The following is a 19,827-nucleotide window of genomic DNA, read 5'->3' as shown; positions in this document are numbered from 1 at the left end:
CGGGACTAAATAACCTCTATGGCAACTTCTTCGTTGGAGAAGAGAGAAGCCTGTTCTTCGAACAATGCTTCGATCATGCCAATTTCCTTGCTGTACATGGTTTTCTTACGTCGCCCGAAGTATAGGGTATTCTCCATCACTTTATCTCCTTCCCAGGCAAGTTTCAGTTTGCCGGAGTGGAGCTCCTGGCGACAAAGGAAATCCGGAATAATCGCAAAACCTTTGTTATCATTCATACATCTTACTATACTGCATTTATTGGGCACAATATAATTAGGCCGAAAATCCGGGTGGCGATTGAAATTGAAGTGCCAGAACTTGCGCATATTTTCCATATCCGCTGCGGTGGTATACCAGATTTTATCTTTCAGCCATTGTTCTGCTTCATTGATTTTTTTAGCATAGATGAGCTGTGTAAATTCCGTGATATCCTGATCACCTCCTGCCACCAACACGATCTTCTCTTTTGAAAAAGCCTTGTATTCCAGGTTGGCCTGGTTGCCTTTCTGGGGCGTAATGATCAGGTCCAGCAGGCCATGGTCGAGGTCTTGCTGCATATCCGGGTATTCACCGAATTTGATATTGATATTAAAAGGCAGGGAGGAAATGTATTGTTCCAGCGTAAACTGGAATGTTTCCAGGCACATTCCTACGCTGATGGTGGACTGGCCGGAGGCGGCACTTTTGTGGAAATGCTCTTCTGCCTGTTCCAGTTTATTTACGGCTTCAAGAATGTAGTTATAAAGGACTTTAGCGCGCTCTGTGGGCACCATTTTGCGGGCGGTGCGGTCGAACAGCTTATGGCCGACGTAGGCTTCCAGTGAGTTGAGGTGCAGGCTTACTCCTGGCTGCGATATATACAGGGTTTGGGCTGTTGCCGTCAGTGAACCCGTCTCATATATGGTTTTGAAAGTACGAAACCATTCAAAATTCAACAACATAAACTATTATTTTTCTGATGCAAATATACTATTTATCTAATTATGATAATAATACTCACTATTCTAATTTTGTTCCGGCAAAACAATAAAAGCGAAAATAATGGAACAGACAATTCATATAGCAGGCCCGGCCAGCAGCAATAGCACCACTAACAGCAAGCGTCTTCCGGCTGCGTTGTGGGCATTAACGATCAGTGCATTTGCCATAGGCACCACAGAATTTGTGGCGGTGGGCATATTACCAACCATAGCAGCAAGTCTGAAAGTTAGCGTAGCCACCTCTGGCTTACTGGTGAGTATTTATGCATTGGGCGTTGCCATCGGCGGGCCGATCCTTACCGTTTTAACGGGAAATATGCCCAGGAAACCGCTATTGGTATCCTTGATGGGACTTTTCATCCTCGGCCATATAGCGTCCGCTATTGCGCCTGGTTTTGGACTATTACTGGCAGCAAGGTTTATTTCCGGATTTGCCCATGCCGTATTCTTTGGGGTTGGTGCCACCATTGCCGCTACGCTCGTAGCGCCAGACAAGAAAGCAACAGCCATCGCCATTATGTTTGCGGGGCTTACCATCGCCATCATAGTAGGGGTACCGCTGGGCACTTTCATCGGCCAGCACTTCGGATGGAGAGCTACCTTCGTGGGCGTTGCCATACTGGGCGTGGTTGGCTTTGCGGCAACAGCACTCCTGTTGCCCAACAACCTGAAAAATGACCAGCCTTTACAGCTGAAAGACCAGCTAAAGGTATTGAAGAACGGACATATACTGCTGGTACTCGCCATCACTGCACTGGGATACGGCGGCACCTTTGTGGTATTCACCTTCCTGGCAACATTACTGGAAAAAACCACCGGATTTAGTCCGGCCGCGGTAAGTTTATTACTGCTCATCTACGGTGTCGCGATTGCCATTGGTAATATCGCCGGCGGTAAACTGAGTAATACCAACCCTGCCAGAGTATTGATACGCATGTTCATTTTGCAGGCACTTGTTCTGGCATTGTTCAGCATCACCGCACATAACCCGGTCAGCGCCGTCATCACTTTGTTTTTCATGGGCGGCTTATCTTTTGCCACTGTACCCGGACTGCAGTTATATATCGTACAATTGGCAGGCAGATACCTTCCTGGCACGGAAGGCATTGCCTCTTCGCTGAACATATCCGCCTTTAACCTGGGCATCGCCATCGGCGCCTATGTTGGCGGACAGGTAACAGATATACCGGCACTTGGACTGAATGCCACTCCATGGGTAGGTGCCCTGATCGTGCTGGCAGGAGGACTGCTGACCGTCATCAGCTATAAAAACAACAAACCATTATTAGCGTAGGCCCGTCTACGTTAGTATATAAAAATAACCCGCCCGTATTACGGCGCGGGTTATTTATTGTTAGAGATAATTACTTACTTCTACCAGGTTATTATCAGGATCTCTGAAATATACACTGACAATAGGCCCCAGCGCACCGGTGCGGGGAACTTTTTCTTCCAGGATTGTAATATGCTTTTCTTTCAGCAGCGCTACCACTTCATCAATGGGAGTATCAGCAATGAAGCATAGATCCGCCGATCCGGGTGTAGGAAAAGCAGCTTTAGGATCTATTTCTTTGCCACGCTGGTGCAGGTTTATTTTCTGGTTACCGAATTTAAGTGCGGTACGGCCTGCGCCAAAGGTTTCGGGCTCCATACCTAATACCTCCTGATAAAACTTAACGGTGGTGGCTATATCCGCTACCGTTAGTACCAGGTGGTCCAGCCGGTTAATTTTCATAAGCCATGGTTTTATTTACTATAGTAAGTTAGTACTTAATCAGAAATTCTGTTATCTTTCCTGTTATCCCAAATAATTTCCACTCATGAAAAGAAGCATACTATTTCTCTTCCTATGCCTGTCTGTAGTCATTAGCAAGGCCCAGTACCGTCAGTTCGGGGATGTCAGCTGGACATTCAGCATTCCCGGTCAGTTCTTCACCACACCTGCCGTTTTTAAAAACAGCGTGATCATCGGCGGCATGGACGGCAAACTATATTCACTGGATAAAAATAACGGCAAAAAGCAATGGCAGTTCCAGGCAGGGGCCGGCATCGGCACACACCTGCTGGCAGATGATAAACAGGTATATTTTGGCAGCTACGACGGGCATTATTATGCGGTAGATGCCGGCACCGGCAAACAGCGCTGGTCTTTTGCTACCAAAGGCGAAAAACATATAGGCGGTAAAGGCTACTGGACCATGCAGCCGCTATCACAGGAAATGGAAGACCAGTACGACCTATACCTCTCCTCTCCTGCCACTGATGGCAAACTGGTATTTTTCGGCAGCAGCGACAGCAGTATCTATGCGGTAGACAAAACCAATGGTAAACTGGTATGGCAGCACAAAACAGCAGGCCCGGTACATGCAGGCCTGACCTATTATAACGGCCAGGTGTTCGCAGGCAGCTGGGACAGGAATATTTACGCGCTTAACAGTCAGACAGGGAAAGTAAACTGGTCTTTCGCCAGCAAAGTTGACACCATTTACCATGGCGTATTACAAGGTATTCAGGCCACCCCACTGGTATACAACAATACCCTTTACATAGGCACCCGTGATGCAAATCTATACGCACTCGATGTATCCGATGGTAAGCTGAAATGGTCGTACAGGGAAAGCGATGCCTGGATTGTAGGCCCTGCTGTTCAGGCGAATAACCGCATCTATGTAGGAACTTCCGACAGCTACCAGATGCTCTGCATCAACGCAGCTGATGGCAAGGAAATATTTAAGCATAAAAGTGGCGGCTATGTATTCGGCGCGCCCGCGCTCAGCAAGGATATCCTTTGCTATGGCGATTTCACCGGCAGGTTATTTCTGCTAAACAATATAACCGGCAAAGTACTCGACCAGTTTGACACCAAAGGCCGTAAAGCTAATGCCGCCAGCGTATTAGACAGCAGCGGCAATATCAGCTTTATGCATATTGCCAATGGACAGGACCCTTCGTTTTATAGTACCGCCAAATACGTGATGAAGGAGTTATATAAACTGGAAAGTTTTACTGCTGCACCTGTAGTAGCAGACGACAAGGTGTTTGTGGCCGGCGGCGGGAGTTTATATGCGATCGGACTCAAAAAATAGATCTGATTAAAATTAAAAAAGCGCTTCGATCGAAGCGCTTTTTTATTAAATTCATTTTACCTTATCAATCATAGGGCGTACTCAAGCCGATAAAACAGGAAGCAATAGCGAACAGGCCGAATATAATCCAGCCCCCATCCACACAAAAAGTAGGAAAGGTTTGTTCTGTTTTAAACAATATTCTTTTGCTACCGGGCAAATATTTCATTTCCACTAAATCTCCTACCGTACTCTGTTTACAAAAAATTGCGGTAACCGTTTTCTTAAAAACTTCATTATTGTAGGAAAATTTCACCTGCCTATGTCCCTTATTTGTACCGCAATCAGCAGGCTTATCTGCAAGCTGCATCTTCACTACCGTTCCATCCCGCAGTACCAGATAATCTCTATAGGTATCAAAGCCACTAAACAGGCCCAGCAGCACAAATGCAACTCCTGCAAATAAATATGCGATTTTGCGTTCTCCTTTTCTCAACCATCTCATAGGTACTATTTTTTCTAACCTTTATTTCGAAAATGCCGTTTTAGGAAATAACTTCTTAAATCCATTGTACACGCCCTGATGAATCGCTGTGGAGTGCAGCTCTTCCGGCATATAGTCAAAAATGATACTGATATTTTTTTGTTTAGCGGCTATTTCATGTAAAGAAACTGCTACGTTATACATGCGGAGGTCTTCATCTTTGTTAGGAACACCTAAGTATACACGTACCGGTTTTTTCAGATTTTTCTGCATCAGATTTGCTGCATCTGCCAGTAATTTTCTTTCTCCCCACCACAGACTCGGACTTATAATGATGTAGTCATTAAACAGGTAAGGACGTTTCAGCAGAATTTCTGTAGACAGCAGCCCCGCCAGCGATTCGCCGATAACCGTATTATACGCACGTGCATGAAAATTTTGCTTCACAAAAGGTTGCAATTCCTTTTCCAGGAAATCCATATAGGCGGCGGACTTACCATATTGTGGGAAGCTGCTTTTCTGAAAACCTTCCTTCTCAAGAAAATCCAGGTTTGGAACCTCGAAGGTAAAGTCACGCCTTCTGTTTACGTTCTCTATACCAACAACGATAGATTTAGGAAAACGTGCTACCCATGGCTGGGTATTAAATCTAACAATACCGGCTATATGAAAAAAATCTTCTTCCATACCTCCATCCAGGATATAGATAACAGGATAGGTGGTGGTATCTGCGGCATTGTAACCTTCCGGTAAGTAGATATTAATATTCCTGTTTTCATTCAGGATTTTTGAGAATAAAACTGTTGATTGTCCGATGGTCAAAGGTTTGGTGTCCGTTTGGGCATTGGCATGGATGGCAGTGGCCAGTAAAAGACATGCTACGAAAATTCTGATGTACTTCATCATATTGGGTTGTCTGAAATAATGATAGATATTGGGTTCCGGTGTTTATTTAATTAAGAAACCAAACAAATATAAGTTTAACAAATGGATGCCGGAAAAATGGTTATAACTTTCCTTGTTTAAATAATTACCCATCCTTGTTTGAAGAACGTAAGGGAGGCCCCTTTTATGAAATCTTTCCAGTTTCCAGTTTTATCAGCCGACTCAGATTCCAGTTCAAAAAGAAATACAAGGGGATTTGCCAACCCACCCTTCCACTGTACCCAACAAGTAAAGCGTTTCATTTTGGGGGATTCTTCTAAAAACTTTAACTCTTCAAAATTTCCAACATAAAATGTATCCGCACGAAAAGTATCATTGAGCGAATGTTCTTTATTTGGCGATGACGCAATGTGGTCTGACGGCGAGGCAATCAATGAAGGATAGATGAAACCAAGTGAAAATAACTGCTTTATAGCCTCTGTACCACTGACATTAATAACCTGGGAACCATATTTATAAGTAGTAGCATTTACCTTTTTCACAACCCCGTTATACTTTTCATACTTCATCTTTTCCCCGGCTTGAAATGTCTTTTTAGCCCAATAATCCTCCTGTTCTCCCGAGGTTTCAAATTTTGGAATTGAATCTTTCTGGCAATAGCCATTAAAACTGCAGCACAGGATTCCAATTAAAATAACAATCTTCATATCCTAAGAATTATATAAACGTACTTTACTACCTGGTTAACCAGTACATTGCTATCCCTGATACTTCAGGAAATCTACATCAATTTTGTTGGCAATGAAATATGAATTTCCAACTAACAAAGCGGAGGGATACTGGCGTTTGGCCGTCAGTCTTGTACCATCACACAGGCTGGGTTCCCGTTCACTGATAAGAGAGAATTTCAATACGTTATCTGCCAGGACTTTAGCCATCTCCTGCAACAACTTTTTGGGACCATTTGCAAATAAACCTCTACCTGCTTTCATCAATTTTACAACTTCCAATTCACTATTTAAATAGCGATCAATATATTGATAGTGGCCATATAACCGTTTTTCAATTTGTTTGACCTCCCAAAATAATTTATACACATCGGCTGAGACGCCGGTAAAATATAAACTTGCCTGCAAATCATTGTAATCCCAAAGTAACGGATGGTCATCCGAATAAAATATGTCATTTGCAGGAATTAAAGAGATACAGGCAGCATGCAATTGATCAAACTGTATTCTCAAATCCCCTGTCTTTTCTTCCTCAACAGTTGATATCTTAATTACTAAATCGACAAAAGGTGTTGTTGTACTGGTATCAAAATTTAAAATTCTGATATCAATTTCCTCCGGATCATAAATACTAAGTTCGGTAACTAAATTGCAGATCAATGATTTTTCCATTTCTGATTAAATTGTATCCTGGCATCTATTATTATCAGGATACGCATTTTCACAGTCAAATCCCGGATAACGCTTAAATTTACCTATTACCAATCAATAATTCTGTCGCAGGATGATTTAATTCCCTGGAAATGCCGCCTGATTTGGGGAAAAAGGGCTGCGGCCATCTGGTAGTAGCGGATATTTGTTTATCTAGATTATTATCAAAACGAATCATTTGTTTTACTTCTACCTCTCTTATACCATTTCACGCCTTCATACCACACGGCACAGATCATTCCAACTACCAGGCAAACCAGGAGCTGATCGGCGCTTAGGGCGGTAATACTGAAAAGGTTGGCTACAGCTGGCACATATAGCATGATGGCAGTTAAGAGAACGGTAGCGGTGATGACGCCCAACATCAGCATATTTCTATTTTTCATGCTGGTAATAAAGGAGTAGTAGGTAGACCTGTTGACCATTGTCAGGAAGATGTTGGCGATGATCAGCGTCGTGAAAACCATACTCCTGGTGCGGATTTCGTCAAATCCGTGATGAACAGCCCATTGGTAAACACCCAGTACGCCGGCGGTAATCACGAGGCCCTGGAGAATACACCTGCCCATTTCCTCCCAGCTGAGAAACGTTTCATTGATGGGGCGCGGTGGCTGCAACATTGTATTTTTCTCCAGCGGTTCATTTTCGTATACGATGGAACAGGTAGGCCCCATCACTATTTCGAGGAAAATGACATGCATAGGCGTGAATATATTCGGGTATAACCATCCCAGGAATAGTGGCAGGGACACAGTGAGGATAATCGGTATATGAATAGCTACAATATACAATACTGCCCTTCGGATATTATTGTAGATACGGCGGCCCATGGCAACGGCATCTACCATGCCGGAAAGGTCATCATTGCTGAGTATCAGCGCTGCCGCCTGTTTGGCGATTTCGGTACCTTTCTGCCCCATGGCGATACCAATATGGGCGGCTTTCAACGCCGGGCCATCGTTGACACCGTCGCCGGTCATGGCTACGATCTCTCCTTCTGCTTTCAGGGCATTAATGGCTGCCAGCTTTGCCTCGGGGAACATGCGTGTGAAGATATTGGCCGACTCCATCTTCTGGCGGCGCTGGTCTTCTTCCAGCTGCATCAATACATCGCCATCTATTGTTTCGTCCGCATTGCGGAGTCCGGCCTGCTTTGCAATGGCCCTGGTGGTGGCACTGTTATCGCCGGTGATGATCTTCACCACGATACCAGCGGCATAGAATTTATCAAATACTGCTTTGATATTGGCTTTCGGAGGATCGTAAAAAGTAATCAGTCCCAGGAAGGTAAATGGTAAACTCTGCTGAAACTCCGGATAGTCGTTGCCGTTAAAACCGGAACGCGCTACGCCCAGCACCCTGTAACCCTGACTGGTGAGGGCATTCAACTGGTCAACTACCTTCTTCCTGTCTTCTCCCTGTAACTCACATACGGTAATAATGGCTTCAGGAGCGCCCTTGGCAGCAATAAACCGATTGCCTGAACTGTCTGCGAAGACGTGCGTCATCATGGGCGGCGTGCCCCCTAACGGGTACTCATGTACGATATTGAATTTAGGACGGAGGTCGGAGGTGGTTACTTTTCCATAAACACTGTGCAGCGTTTTCTCCATCGGGTCAAACGGGACGGGCTCACTGGCCCACATCGAATAAGTAATCACTTCCGTTGCTGCAGGGTCTTTCCAGTCATCTTTTTCGTATAGTTTACCCGTGGATGTGGCATACACATCATGCAGCTGCATACTGTTTTCTGTGATGGTGCCTGTTTTATCGGTACATATAACCGTAGCACTGCCCAGCGCCTCTACAGTGCGTACTTTCTTTACGATGATCCCCAGCTGCATCAGCCGCCGGGAACCCAATGCCATGAAGGTGGTGAAGGCAACAGGGATTTCTTCCGGGAGTATAGACATGGCGAGGGTGAGGCCTTTCAGCAAACTATCTATCAGGCTTCCACTGATATAGAAATTATATCCCCATACCGCCAGAAATACCGCCAGCCCGATGATCGCCATTACTTTTACAAAGTGCGTAATTTGTTTTTGCAATAAGGTAGGCTCATCTTTTATCGTTAATATGGAGGTACCCAACTCCCCTATTTTTGTTTGAGCGCCCACCTTTTCTACTTTCGCGAAGGCGAGGCCGGAGGCCACCAGTGTGCCGCTATAGAGGTCCTTATCCCCTTCCGGCGTTTTAGATACGGTGAATGCTTCTCCTGTTAGTGCCGATTCATTGACAGAAAAATCATTGGCATGTAACACATATCCATCGGCATTAACGGTATTGCCTTCTTCCACTACCATCACATCTCCCACTACAATATCTGCGGTGGGGATACTGATAATTTTCCCTTTGCGGACAACCTGGCTCAGTGGCTGATTGATTTTCTTCAGCGCCTCCAAAGCCTTATTGCTACGGCCTTCCTGATAGATGGAAATACCGGAAACCACCAGGATTGCTGCCAGCATGAAATAGGCTTCGCTGGTTTCTCCCAGGATAAAATATATAATGGTAACAGCTATCAGCAACAACAGCATGGGCTCGGAAAGTAATTCCGACAACAATGCCAGCAGCCTGTTTTTCTCTTTTGTGGCATATTCATTCGTTCCGTTCTCTCTACGGGAAGCCAGTACAGCGGCATCATCCAGTCCTTTGATATGCGCCGGGATATTCTTACGTTCAGCCATAAGCAATAGCGAATTAGCGGAGATATGAAAATAAGCTATTTCAGGAAGTCCCCCGTGATGCTATTTTATAACCGCCGGCCACACCATGTGGCGACAGTACCACCTGCCATAGCTGGCTATACCGTGCCCTGAAAGAGCCGGCACACGACATCAGGTAGTAATCCCACATTCTTTTAAAAACAGGATCATAAGCTCCGGAGAGGTGGTCCCAGTTATTATTGAAATTCTGGTGCCAGGCCATCAGCGTTCTGTCGTAGTCGGTGCTGAAGTTCTGCCAGTGTTCTACTACAAAAAAGTCTTCTGCCGACTTCCCTATCTGTGCAATAGACGGGATATTGGCGTTGGGGAAGATATATTTATCCAGCCAGGGATCTGCCATGGTATGTGAGCGGTTGCCACCGATGGTATGGAGGAGGAAAAGGCCGTCATCTTTGAGGCAATGCCTGGCCATTTTCATATAGGCGGGATAGTTACGGTAGCCTACATGTTCGAACATGCCCAGTGAGGCGATGGCATCGAATTTTTCCTGCATGCTGCGGTAGTCCATGACTTTGATATCTACCGACAGCCCTTTGCAACGTTCTGCTGCCAGCTGGGCCTGTTCTTCTGAAATGGTAATACCTGTAACGTGTACCCCATAGCGTTCGGCAGCGAATTTGGCGAAGCTGCCCCAGCCACAGCCGATGTCGAGCACGCGCATACCGGGTTGCAGGTGAAGCTTTCTGCAGGTGAGGTCCAGTTTGTTTTCCTGAGCGGTGGCCAGGTTCTCTGCCTGGTCCCAGAAGGCGCAGGTGTAGGTCATGCGGGGGTCCAGCATGTGGGAGAAAAGGTCGTTGCCCAGGTCGTAATGTTTACGGCCGTTTTTGAAGGACTGCTCCGGGTGCTGGAAATTAAAGATCCGGGAGATAAGGATATCCCTTTTGAGCTGCCAGCTGGCACGGATTTTATCTTCCAGCCGCGATTTCAGGATGCGCGTAATGAACTGATCAGGATGGGGGCTATCCCACCAGCCAGCCATATACGATTCTCCCAGGGCCATGGAGCCATGTTTCAATACACTGGGATAAAAATGATCATTATTGACGGTGATATCCCAGGGATCATTACCGTTAATAGCTATACCTGCGGAGGCCAGCAGGCGGGTAATCATATTTTTACTGTTTTCCATTGCAACAGAATTCACGTACAATAGCCCTAAACAAATGCCGTTTCCAAAAGTTTATGAAAGCTGCAAATGAGCCGGATTGAATATAAAAAATTAGGTGAACTGGCTGCAATAGCCATACAGTAAATGTAACTACAGACTTACAAGCGGTAATAAAACTGGAGGACGTTTAGCCGAAGCCGTTAATTGAGGGGCCGGTATAAGAATAAGTCCGGCCCGTATCCTCATAAGCAAAATAATATATCTAAAGACGATACCCATCCGTATCGCCCTCTATTTACATAGATTTTTTTGAAGGGTGAAAAATAGTAAAAAAAATCATACCAATGATTAAATAGCGTTTATAATTGCAAAAAATATTTTATAAGCGTATTTTATACACTGTTAAATTTCATCATCTTCGAATTCATCGGCACTGCGGGCAATGGGTAAACTAATCGTAAAACTGGTGCCTTTACCGGGCAGACTTTCCACCCCTATGCTACCTGCGTTCTGCTGGGCAAACTCCTTACACAGCACCAATCCCAGCCCTGTACCACGTTCACCGTTGGTGCCATATTCGGGGTGCTGGCGGTAGGAAAACAGGTCGGTAATCTGTTTTGGTGTCATGCCGGTACCCTGGTCGCGGAAGCTGATAGCCACCTGTTCGTGGTTGGGGTTAGCGCCGATAGTGACGGTACCGCCCTGGAAACTGAATTTAAGTGCATTACTCAGCAGGTTGCGGAGAATAACAGAAACCTGGTCTCTGTCGGCATATACTTTCAGCTCGTCCGGTATTTGCAGCTCCACGGTAATCTTCTTCTGCAGCACGGGCAGGCGGAAGAAATACAGGACTTCTACCACCAGTGGCTCCAGCGGAAAATTGGCCGGGAAAGCCTGAATACCCTTCATGCTGCGGCTACTCCAGCGCAGGACATTGTCGAGCGAGCCGCCCAGCTGTGCTACCTTTTCGTGGAGCACTTCAATGGCTTCCCGCATATCTTTTTCGGGGTACTCTCCTTTCAGGAACATGTCCAGCAGGACTTCCAGCGTGGCAAGCGGGCTACGTACATCGTGGGCAACGATAGAAAAGAGCTTTTCCTTGTCTTTATTCATATTGGCCAGCGACTGGCGCTGTGCTTCCATTTCTTTCTGGTAATCGGACTGGATACGTTTGAAGAAGGTGAGCCCTACGATAGGGAATGCCAGCGACACCACCACATTCAGCCATACACGTTGTCTCGGGACCGGATCAGCCCAGCTAAGGTGTTGCGGGAAATAAACGATCCCTACAAATACGAGTATGATCAGTATGCTGACGATTACAATATACCAGGTATTGTCATTTACCAGGATGGTAACGATGAGGATATTCAGGAGAAAGTATTCGGCGCCGTTATGGTAAACAAATCCTGTAAAGGCGTAGATGACGGCGCATGCCATAATTACCCAGGTGCGTGCCCAGAGGTATTTACGGAACTTGTGCATGAGCAGCAACATGCCGGCACTGGCGGAGGTAGTAAGATTAAAGGCAGATAAGGTAATACGTCCCTGGCAAAAGTTGAGTATGCAGAAGTAGAGCATGAAGGGAATACAGGGAATTGCCAGGAGGTTGAGCAATTTTGTTCTTCTTACTTCAATAAACGGCATGCCAGGATAAATCCCAACGTTTACTATGGCATTCCAGCAATAGTGAATATAATCAGACGAAATCTGCCGTAAATCCTTCAGCATAGGAGCACAAATATACCCTGAAATTCAAATGCGCGCATAGTGGGTAACAAGAAATTAATGAAAAGGAGTGCTAACATAAAAAAGCGGCATCAGCCTTTAATGATGCTGATGCCGCTGCTATAACACTATTTTACGATATATGGTTTTACCGCTGCATTCCAGATAGCATAGCCTTTATCGTTCATGTGGAGCAGGTCGCCGATGAAGAGTTCAGGCCTGGTATTGCCTTTGGCATCCAGCATGGCAGGGAAAATATCCACGTAGGTGCAATGCGGCTGCTTTTCAATCCAGTTGCGGATCAGCGCATTGGCAGCCTTTGTTTTTTCAATCCACTTCACACGGGATGGGCTCGGTTTCATGGAAATATACACCAGCGGAACCGTTGGCAATTTTTCCCTGATCGCATTTACCAGCACTTTTGTACGGTTAAAGATAGTATCTGCCGTATTGGCTGCATCCGGAACATCATTTTCCCCCACATACAACACAATTTCTTTAGGGTGATATGGAAATACGATATCATTCAGATAAAAGGTAATATCATTGACGATCGCTCCGCCAATACCTCTGTTCATGGCGGTTTGCGGTGCAAAGATCTGCTGTACATTTCCCCATTTACGAATAGAGGAACTACCTATGAAAAGAATGGGATCTGCCGGTGGTGCATAAATTTTGTCATAGGCTTTGATCGTTTGTACATCGTCCCAGAATCGTGGTTTGGCTTCCTGGGCAGTGGTTACTTTCGATAATCCCGCTACTGCCAGGAACACTAATAATAGTTTCTTCATAACTGATACTCAAATTGAATCTGGTGGACAAAATATAAAAATCTCCGGGGATATTATGACCACTTATCAAAAGAATTTAAAAAGTCTTTTATTATTTAAAAATGGAGGCCCGTCACTGGGCCTCCATTGTAGATTATCGCGAATTTTTAAACCAATAGCTTCGCTATTGGTTTGTGGGTTCCGTGCTACGCACGTTGGGCTATCGCCCTATTACTGCTTATTTTATGTTGACATACACCTTGTCGACATTTTGTCCAAAAACCTCCACCACAGCATCTTTGGCAGCCTTTACGCGGTCGCCGCTGATGGTAATGGTTTTTGATTCTCCCGGTAAAACAGATATATAATTATCTGAATAAAATACAGGGAGAATACGTTTTTTATCTGCCTTATTTACCAATGACACCCTGTTAAAAAATGCTACCGGGCCATTGGCCGCGTTGGTCAGCGTAACAACGACTTCATCATTTTTACGTACTGCCGTAATGGTGGGCGATACGCGCTGTAATTCCTGCAGGCCGGAATAATTGCCGCTGGCATCAGGCAGCCAGTAGAAGTTATCATCGATGACTTCTTTTTCCAGGTTGAGGAGTCGCAGCGACAGGAACATCCCTTTGCTGTTACCGTTTTTCTCTACCATGGCTTTGATATCAAGGTGGCGCTGCACAGAAGATGGCGTTGCCTCCAGGAACTGCATGCCCAGGTCGTGGGGTTTGCCGTCCATATCGTAGGCTACCCATTCCAGCATGAGGTCGCGGTGGAATTCGAAGGTATTATTGACCACCATGATCTGCTTATCTACCGGATTGTACATGGCATGTAAAGGCTTACTGCCGCTGTGCAAGCCGTACAGACAAGCATTCGGATCAAGGTAGTAATCGTACATCTGTCCGCGTAAGGCTGTCCATGGATTTTGTGTTTTCCAGATGATCACACCGGTGTACCAGTCCCACATATGAGCGCTGAAACCTTCCATGAGTGCGCGGTACTGGTCATAATTTACCAGCTGCGCTTTATTGGCCCAGTCTTCCAGGTTCCTGGCAGCACCATAAGGTGCAATGCTCTTACCATAGCCGATATATTTATGGTATTCCCAAACGCTGTCTACCTGTTTATCACCTTCCGTAGGCGCTACCCTGTTGGCTTCCGGCAGGAACCTTTCCAGGGAGGCATAATCGCCGACGCCTACCGATCCTACTTCAGAGTTGAAGGGGAAGGTGCGGTCTGCCCAGAAATGCGCCACGGTCTGAATACCGTAGGGGCCATCACCATTGCCACCGATGAAGTTGTACGACATACTATCGGTGTTGGAGTAATCGAAGAAATAGCGGGTGCCATCCAGGGCAGGCAGGATACTGTCTTTCATAGCAGCGAGGATATCCTGTGGCGGGGTGATTTCATTACCACCACACCAGAATGCCAGCGATGGATAGTTGCGGAGCATTTTCACCTGATCGGCGACGCTGGCGATAAACAGCTGGTGGTCGTCAGGGTATTGGCGGCGTACCCACTGGTCTTCCTTTTTCTGAGGGTCGAGCCAGCGGCCATTGCAATCTCCCGACATCCAGAAGTCCTGGAATACGAGGAGGCCGTATTTATCACAGGCTTCAAAGAATTCAGGTCTTTCCGTAAGACTACCGCCCCAGATGCGAATGAGGTTGAGGTTCATATCGCGGTGGAAGCGTATTTCCGCATCATATCTTTCTTTGCTGAAGCGGAACATGGCATCGGAGGTGATCCAGTTACCACCTTTTATGAAGATACGCTGGCCGTTTACCTTTACCTCACGGCTACGGGTATACGTATTCCAGGAAGTCTGTATTTCGCGGACGCCGAATTCTACCGATAGTTTATCGGAGGTTTTGCCGTTGGCGACAAACTCCAGTGGCAGCTGGTAGAGGTTTTGCGGGCCATAGCCTGCCGGCCACCAGAGGGAAGGATTTTCTAACTGGAAGTCTGGCAGCTGTATCGTGGTAACCGCTTGCGGGGCAAGGGTTACAGTTTGCTGAATCGATTTACCATTCAATACATATTTAAGCTGGCCGGTAACGTTGGTAGCAGCGGCATTTTCCAGAGTAGCCGCCACTTTGATGGTAGCAGGCTGCTGAATGCCCTGCGGCATACGGGTACCAGGCACTATCGTCACCACATGCGGATCTTTGATACGCACTGCGCCGGTTTTTTCAATGGTTACCTTATCCCAGATACCAGTATTACGGTCTCTCATAGGCTGGATCCAGTCCCACCCTGCGGTATACTGCGGGCCTACATTGCGGGCGATGGTACCATCGCCGCCCTGGCCGCCGTTAGGATTGCCGGGGTTCAGACCCGGAAACACGATCACCGCCAGCCTGTTTTTGCCATCTTTATTGAGCAACCTGGTAATATTATATGTCTGGCGCAGGTAAGCACCACGATGCGTGGCAGCATTTACTTTTTGTCCGTTCAGGTAGATATCGCAGCCATCGTTGACACCGCGGAAGTTGAGCCATACCTGGCCATCAGCATCAGGGCGGGCTTCGTTAAAGTCTTTTACAAACCACCAGGTATAGTAATCGGCTCCGGTATGGTAGATATCGGGGATATTTTTGTTATTCATCCCGTAGAAGGGATCAGCCACCTTTTTATTTTCTACCAGCGTAGCAAGCACCGTACCCGGAACAGTAGCGGGTTCCCAGCTGCCTACAGCATATCCCGGCGTAGAGAGGGTGGCACCGTTTACCTTAACATCCTTTGCCGGATGCGATTTCCAGCCGCTGTTCAGCTCATACTTCTCCTGTGCCATCAGGCCGGAGGCAGCACATAGCAGCAAGCCGGTAAGCTTAATTCTTCGATTCATAAAACTGATTTACCAACAAAAATTACATCATCCTAAGTCTCAAATATAGCATATACGAAAAAAACGTCCGCTATAACCATGCCTTCAAAATAATACGATATTTTCGATTTATTAAATCTGGTTTCTCCCTAAATCATTACCCCGTGAAAAGATTTTTCTTACTTCCGCTTTTGCTGCTGTGTTTTTATGCCGGCTTTGCGCAGGACTTCACACCGCTGGACAATTGGCTGGCGCAGGCAGCGCCGCTCATGGGAGGGCGCGCATTATTAGTACTTTATAAAGATGGGAAAGTAGTGTACAGCCATTCTGCCGGCAGACTGAATGCTACCCAGCAGGCCATGGGCCGGATGATTGCCAGGCGTCAGGGGATGGAACCGAACCTTGGTGAATTGACAATGAATACACAGATGGCGATTGCCAGCTGCAGCAAGTGGCTCAGTGCCGCGCTGGTCATGACCTTTGTGGACGAAGGCCGCCTGAAGCTGACAGATACTATCGGGAAATATCTGCCTGTACTATCTCCCGCAGGGAAAGGAAATATTACGATCAGTGATTGCCTGTCGCACCTGACCGGCATAAAAGCTCCTCCCCTGCGCCAGGAGCAGCAAACAATGGGGAAAGCCACTACCATGGAAGAATCTGTGCAGATCATCAGTGAGTTGCCCATGGAAGGCCAGCCAGGAAAAGTATTTCACTACAGCAGCATCGGATTGCAGCTGGCAGCGGCGGTGCTGGAGAAAATCAGTGGTAAAGACTTCCGTACCCTCTTCCGGGAACGCATCGCCAATCCGTTACATATGAACAGTACCAATTTTGGCGACCAGCCGGTGCCGCAGCCCGCAGGCAGTGCACGGAGTACGCCGGCAGACTATATCCAGTTTCTGTCGATGATACTGAACAAGGGTCAGTTTGAAGGGAAGCAAATCCTGAGTAAGGAAGCCCTGGCAGCCATGCAGGCGAACCGAATCAGCCAGGAGGTGACGATTGCCTATAGTCCGGCAGAAGCCGGCCAGTTTGGCTACGGCTATGGCGAATGGGTGATGAAAGACCATACGGTAACCAGTCCGGGTTTATTCGGCAGCTTTCCCTGGGTCAATAATGATGCGCAGTACGCCGGTTTCCTGATGACCTTCTATCTCGACAGCGACGGCAGGCATGCAAGGATGGTAGAGCTGAAACATTTATGTGATCAGGTATTTCAGGGGCAGAGCGCGTTAACAAAGTAAACTATAGTACGGCCGCTGCTGTTAAAGTTAGAAACATGGACCTGCAAACGTGGGTACATGGTGTTCCTAACTGATAACATCTTAACATGCGCATTCATTTTCTGATGTGGATTTTCTGCTGTTGCTGGCTGGTTTCGGCCAATGCGCAGGAAATCAACTGGCCAAAAGAGATTCCCCTGGACAACGGCGGCAAAGTAACAATTTATCAGCCCCAGCCCGAAAACCTGCAGGGTAATATGTTGTCCTTCCGTGCGGCAGTGTCGGTAAGAGAAACGGCTAAATCAGAGCCTATCTTTGGTGTGGTATGGGCTACCGCCATGCTGAACACCGATAAAAATTCCCGCACCGCTGTGTTACAGACCCTGAACGTATCCAGGATCAAAATTCCGGACATCACAGACAATAATAAACTGTTGCAGATATCGAGCTTGCTGGAGTCTGAAGTACCCAAATGGGACCTGACCATGTCGCTCGATGAACTGATGACCTCCATCCGTTCCGAGCAGCAGATACGGGATGTCAATCTGAATAATGACCCTCCGGAGATCATCTACCAGACAAAACCATCCATGCTGGTAATCATGGATGGAGAGCCCAGACTACAGGCCGACAAGGACCTCAACATGCAAAGAGTTGTTAACACTCCTAACCTTATCGTCCTGAACCCGACTGATAAAAAATATTATCTCTATGGTGGAAATTTCTGGTATTCTTCTACCAATGTAAAAAACGGCTATGTGGTAGACAGGAACCTGCCCTCCACCATCCGGGCCATAGATGCGGAATTAAAGGCCAAAGAGAAAAACGATTCCATTCCTAAATATACCAACCCTACCCCGCAGCAGATCATCGTCAGGACAACACCGGCAGAGCTGATACAGACCGATGGCCCTGCCACCTTTAAGAATTTGCAGGGTACGAGTTTATTATATGCAGATAATTCACTCGAAGATATCTTCAAGAATATTAATGATAACCAGACATATGTGCTATTGTCGGGCAGATGGTATAAAGCCGCTACCCTGCAGGGCCCGTGGAAGTATGTACCCAGCGATGAGCTGCCGGCAGATTTCGCAAAAATACCGGATGGCTCCGAAAAGGATGGTGTACTGGCCAGCGTAGCGGGCACCAAGGCCGCAGAAGAAGCCGTTATTGACGCCGAAATTCCACAGACTGCCCGCGTAGACAGGTCTACCGCCGGCACCAGCGTCACCTACGACGGTACGCCGCAATTCCAGCAGATAGAAGGTACCAGCTTACAGCTGGCAGTAAACAGCAACATCACCGTGCTGCGTGCAGGCGCCAGGTATTATGCCGTAGACAATGGCGTATGGTTTACCAGCACTTCACCGGACGGGCCATGGGTAATCAGTACCGACCGGCCTGCGGATGTAGATAAAATACCGGCATCCAGTGAGGCCTACAACACCAAATACGTTTACATCTATGAGGTAACACCAGATTATATCTATACCGGCTATACGCCTGGTTATCTCAATACCTATATTTACGGCCCTACGGTAGTATGGGGTACCGGCTGGCGGTACCGTCCATGGTGGGGCTCCATGTATTTCCCGAGGCCGCTCACCTGGGGTTTTGGCGTGAGCTATAATCCCTGGACAGGCTGGAATATAGGCTTTGGCTGGACTTTCAACTTCGGCTGGATGAACTTCCGTTACTGGACAGGCGGTTATTACGGCGGGTGGTTTGGTCCTCCCCTGTTCAGGCCACCGTTCAGACCATGGGGTTATAACGGTGGTTACTATGGCCGTCCGCATTGGCAGATCAACCGGCCTAACATCAACTACAACAGGCCACTCAATGTAAACCGGCCGGTACGTCCAGGTAATCTTGGCCCTGGCCGCCCCGGCGTCAGCAACAACCTGTACCGCGACCGGGTGAACATCACCACTTCTGACAGGCCTTCCCGCCTGCCAGGACAAGGCAACAATATGCCGGGTGGCAATAACAGGCTCCCAGGCAATAATACCGGTGTTCCTAACCGTGGCGACAACAACCGCCTGCCCGGAGGCAACGTTAATCCGGCGAACCCGGGCGGCAGCAACAGGTTGCCTGGCAATAACACAGGTAATCCGCGGCCAGACAGGAACGACAACAATCGTTTGCCGGGCAACCCTGCCAATCCTGGTGGTAACAACCGGTTACCAGGCAATAACCAGCCTGCCAATCCCGGTGGTAACAACCGACTACCAGGCAATAACCAGCCTGCCAATCCCGGTGGCAACAACCGGTTACCAGGCAATACGCCGGCCAGACCGGAAGCGCGTCCATCGCGGGGACAGAGCAACAATATCATGTCAGACAATGACGGTAACATCTACCGCAGGCAGAATAACAACTGGCAGCAGCGTGAAAATAACCGTTGGCAGAATGCCCAGCCACAGCAGCAACAGAATATGAACAGGATACAGATGCAGCGTGATCGTGGTGGTATGCGTCAGCAGAATTTCAGTACGCCGCCGAGAGCGCAGCCTTCGAGGCCGTCGGCACCTGCTGGTGGTGGTGGTGGTAGAATCCGGAGGAATTAGTTTCTAT

The 19,827-nt window shown here is 47.3% G+C and carries 15 protein-coding genes; 4 read left to right on the top strand and 11 right to left on the bottom strand.

Annotated elements, in window-relative coordinates:
- Nucleotides 1-5: 5 nt before the first annotated feature.
- Nucleotides 6-941 (bottom strand): LysR family transcriptional regulator, encoded by a 936-nt coding sequence (locus F3J22_RS18865; protein ID WP_167019495.1) that lies wholly within the window; start codon nucleotides 939-941, stop codon nucleotides 6-8.
- A gap of 100 nt (nucleotides 942-1,041) precedes the next feature.
- Here F3J22_RS18865 and F3J22_RS18860 point away from each other — a divergent pair, with 100 nt between their 5' ends.
- Complete coding sequence (locus F3J22_RS18860; RefSeq protein WP_167019494.1) at nucleotides 1,042-2,274, top strand: MFS transporter; 1,233 nt, start codon at nucleotides 1,042-1,044, stop codon at nucleotides 2,272-2,274.
- A 60-nt stretch (nucleotides 2,275-2,334) separates the two neighbouring features.
- Here the strand turns inward: F3J22_RS18860 and F3J22_RS18855 are convergent, their stop codons facing one another.
- The gene (locus F3J22_RS18855) at nucleotides 2,335-2,715 is read right to left on the bottom strand and encodes a VOC family protein (protein WP_167019493.1); all 381 of its coding nucleotides are present in this window, start codon (nucleotides 2,713-2,715) and stop codon (nucleotides 2,335-2,337) included.
- 85 nt (nucleotides 2,716-2,800) lie between these two features.
- Between F3J22_RS18855 and F3J22_RS18850 the strand changes: the two genes are divergently transcribed.
- On the top strand, nucleotides 2,801-4,066 hold the full coding sequence (locus F3J22_RS18850; RefSeq protein ID WP_167019492.1) for a PQQ-binding-like beta-propeller repeat protein: 1,266 nt from the start codon (nucleotides 2,801-2,803) through the stop codon (nucleotides 4,064-4,066).
- A gap of 64 nt (nucleotides 4,067-4,130) precedes the next feature.
- On the opposite strand, the gene F3J22_RS18845 is transcribed toward F3J22_RS18850, so the two are convergent.
- The 9 genes from F3J22_RS18845 to F3J22_RS18805 form a co-directional block, all read right to left on the bottom strand.
- Nucleotides 4,131-4,550: a hypothetical protein gene (locus F3J22_RS18845; RefSeq protein WP_167019491.1), complete on the bottom strand. Its 420-nt coding sequence runs from the start codon at nucleotides 4,548-4,550 to the stop codon at nucleotides 4,131-4,133.
- Nucleotides 4,551-4,571: 21 nt separating this feature from the next.
- The gene (locus tag F3J22_RS18840) at nucleotides 4,572-5,435 is read right to left on the bottom strand and encodes an alpha/beta hydrolase (RefSeq protein WP_167019490.1); all 864 of its coding nucleotides are present in this window, start codon (nucleotides 5,433-5,435) and stop codon (nucleotides 4,572-4,574) included.
- A gap of 116 nt (nucleotides 5,436-5,551) precedes the next feature.
- Complete coding sequence (locus F3J22_RS18835; protein ID WP_167019489.1) at nucleotides 5,552-6,121, bottom strand: hypothetical protein; 570 nt, start codon at nucleotides 6,119-6,121, stop codon at nucleotides 5,552-5,554.
- Between the two features lie 51 nt (nucleotides 6,122-6,172).
- On the bottom strand, nucleotides 6,173-6,814 hold the full coding sequence (locus F3J22_RS18830; protein ID WP_167019488.1) for a hypothetical protein: 642 nt from the start codon (nucleotides 6,812-6,814) through the stop codon (nucleotides 6,173-6,175).
- Nucleotides 6,815-7,017: 203 nt separating this feature from the next.
- Entirely contained in the window at nucleotides 7,018-9,540 is a 2,523-nt protein-coding gene (locus F3J22_RS18825; protein ID WP_167019487.1) for a cation-translocating P-type ATPase, read from the bottom strand.
- 40 nt (nucleotides 9,541-9,580) lie between these two features.
- The gene (gene cfa / locus F3J22_RS18820; protein ID WP_167019486.1) at nucleotides 9,581-10,708 is read right to left on the bottom strand and encodes a cyclopropane fatty acyl phospholipid synthase; all 1,128 of its coding nucleotides are present in this window, start codon (nucleotides 10,706-10,708) and stop codon (nucleotides 9,581-9,583) included.
- 381 nt (nucleotides 10,709-11,089) lie between these two features.
- Nucleotides 11,090-12,418 (bottom strand): sensor histidine kinase KdpD, encoded by a 1,329-nt coding sequence (locus F3J22_RS18815; protein WP_167019485.1) that lies wholly within the window; start codon nucleotides 12,416-12,418, stop codon nucleotides 11,090-11,092.
- Nucleotides 12,419-12,543: 125 nt separating this feature from the next.
- Nucleotides 12,544-13,206, bottom strand: a complete 663-nt coding sequence (locus F3J22_RS18810) for a GDSL-type esterase/lipase family protein (RefSeq protein ID WP_167019484.1) — start codon at nucleotides 13,204-13,206, stop codon at nucleotides 12,544-12,546.
- Between the two features lie 217 nt (nucleotides 13,207-13,423).
- The gene (locus tag F3J22_RS18805) at nucleotides 13,424-16,045 is read right to left on the bottom strand and encodes a glycoside hydrolase family 2 TIM barrel-domain containing protein (protein WP_167019483.1); all 2,622 of its coding nucleotides are present in this window, start codon (nucleotides 16,043-16,045) and stop codon (nucleotides 13,424-13,426) included.
- A gap of 143 nt (nucleotides 16,046-16,188) precedes the next feature.
- Between F3J22_RS18805 and F3J22_RS18800 the strand changes: the two genes are divergently transcribed.
- Both F3J22_RS18800 and F3J22_RS18795 read left to right on the top strand, forming a co-directional pair.
- Nucleotides 16,189-17,271, top strand: coding sequence for a serine hydrolase domain-containing protein (locus F3J22_RS18800; RefSeq protein ID WP_167019482.1), 1,083 nt, complete (start codon nucleotides 16,189-16,191; stop codon nucleotides 17,269-17,271).
- A gap of 86 nt (nucleotides 17,272-17,357) precedes the next feature.
- On the top strand, nucleotides 17,358-19,820 hold the full coding sequence (locus F3J22_RS18795; RefSeq protein WP_167019481.1) for a hypothetical protein: 2,463 nt from the start codon (nucleotides 17,358-17,360) through the stop codon (nucleotides 19,818-19,820).
- The last annotated feature ends 7 nt before the right edge of the window (nucleotides 19,821-19,827 follow it).

This window comes from Chitinophaga sp. Cy-1792 (genome assembly GCF_011752935.1).
Classification (GTDB): Bacteria; Bacteroidota; Bacteroidia; order Chitinophagales; family Chitinophagaceae; genus Chitinophaga.
Note: the sequence above shows the minus strand (reverse complement) of the source record. Positions and strands in the feature narration are given on the sequence as shown.

Bases quoted from the DNA above. Each gene is read 5' to 3' on its own strand.
- F3J22_RS18840 (WP_167019490.1), bottom strand. From the start codon at position 5,435: ATGATGAAGTACATCAGAATTTTCGTAGCATGTCTTTTACTGGCCACT.
- F3J22_RS18830 (WP_167019488.1), bottom strand. From the start codon at position 6,814: ATGGAAAAATCATTGATCTGCAATTTAGTTACCGAACTTAGTATTTAT.
- F3J22_RS18860 (WP_167019494.1), top strand. From the start codon at position 1,042: ATGGAACAGACAATTCATATAGCAGGCCCGGCCAGCAGCAATAGCACC.
- F3J22_RS18845 (WP_167019491.1), bottom strand. From the start codon at position 4,550: ATGAGATGGTTGAGAAAAGGAGAACGCAAAATCGCATATTTATTTGCA.
- F3J22_RS18865 (WP_167019495.1), bottom strand. From the start codon at position 941: ATGTTGTTGAATTTTGAATGGTTTCGTACTTTCAAAACCATATATGAG.
- F3J22_RS18805 (WP_167019483.1), bottom strand. From the start codon at position 16,045: ATGAATCGAAGAATTAAGCTTACCGGCTTGCTGCTATGTGCTGCCTCC.
- F3J22_RS18815 (WP_167019485.1), bottom strand. From the start codon at position 12,418: ATGCTGAAGGATTTACGGCAGATTTCGTCTGATTATATTCACTATTGC.
- F3J22_RS18810 (WP_167019484.1), bottom strand. From the start codon at position 13,206: ATGAAGAAACTATTATTAGTGTTCCTGGCAGTAGCGGGATTATCGAAA.
- F3J22_RS18795 (WP_167019481.1), top strand. From the start codon at position 17,358: ATGCGCATTCATTTTCTGATGTGGATTTTCTGCTGTTGCTGGCTGGTT.
- F3J22_RS18855 (WP_167019493.1), bottom strand. From the start codon at position 2,715: ATGAAAATTAACCGGCTGGACCACCTGGTACTAACGGTAGCGGATATA.
- F3J22_RS18825 (WP_167019487.1), bottom strand. From the start codon at position 9,540: ATGGCTGAACGTAAGAATATCCCGGCGCATATCAAAGGACTGGATGAT.
- cfa (WP_167019486.1), bottom strand. From the start codon at position 10,708: ATGGAAAACAGTAAAAATATGATTACCCGCCTGCTGGCCTCCGCAGGT.
- F3J22_RS18835 (WP_167019489.1), bottom strand. From the start codon at position 6,121: ATGAAGATTGTTATTTTAATTGGAATCCTGTGCTGCAGTTTTAATGGC.
- F3J22_RS18850 (WP_167019492.1), top strand. From the start codon at position 2,801: ATGAAAAGAAGCATACTATTTCTCTTCCTATGCCTGTCTGTAGTCATT.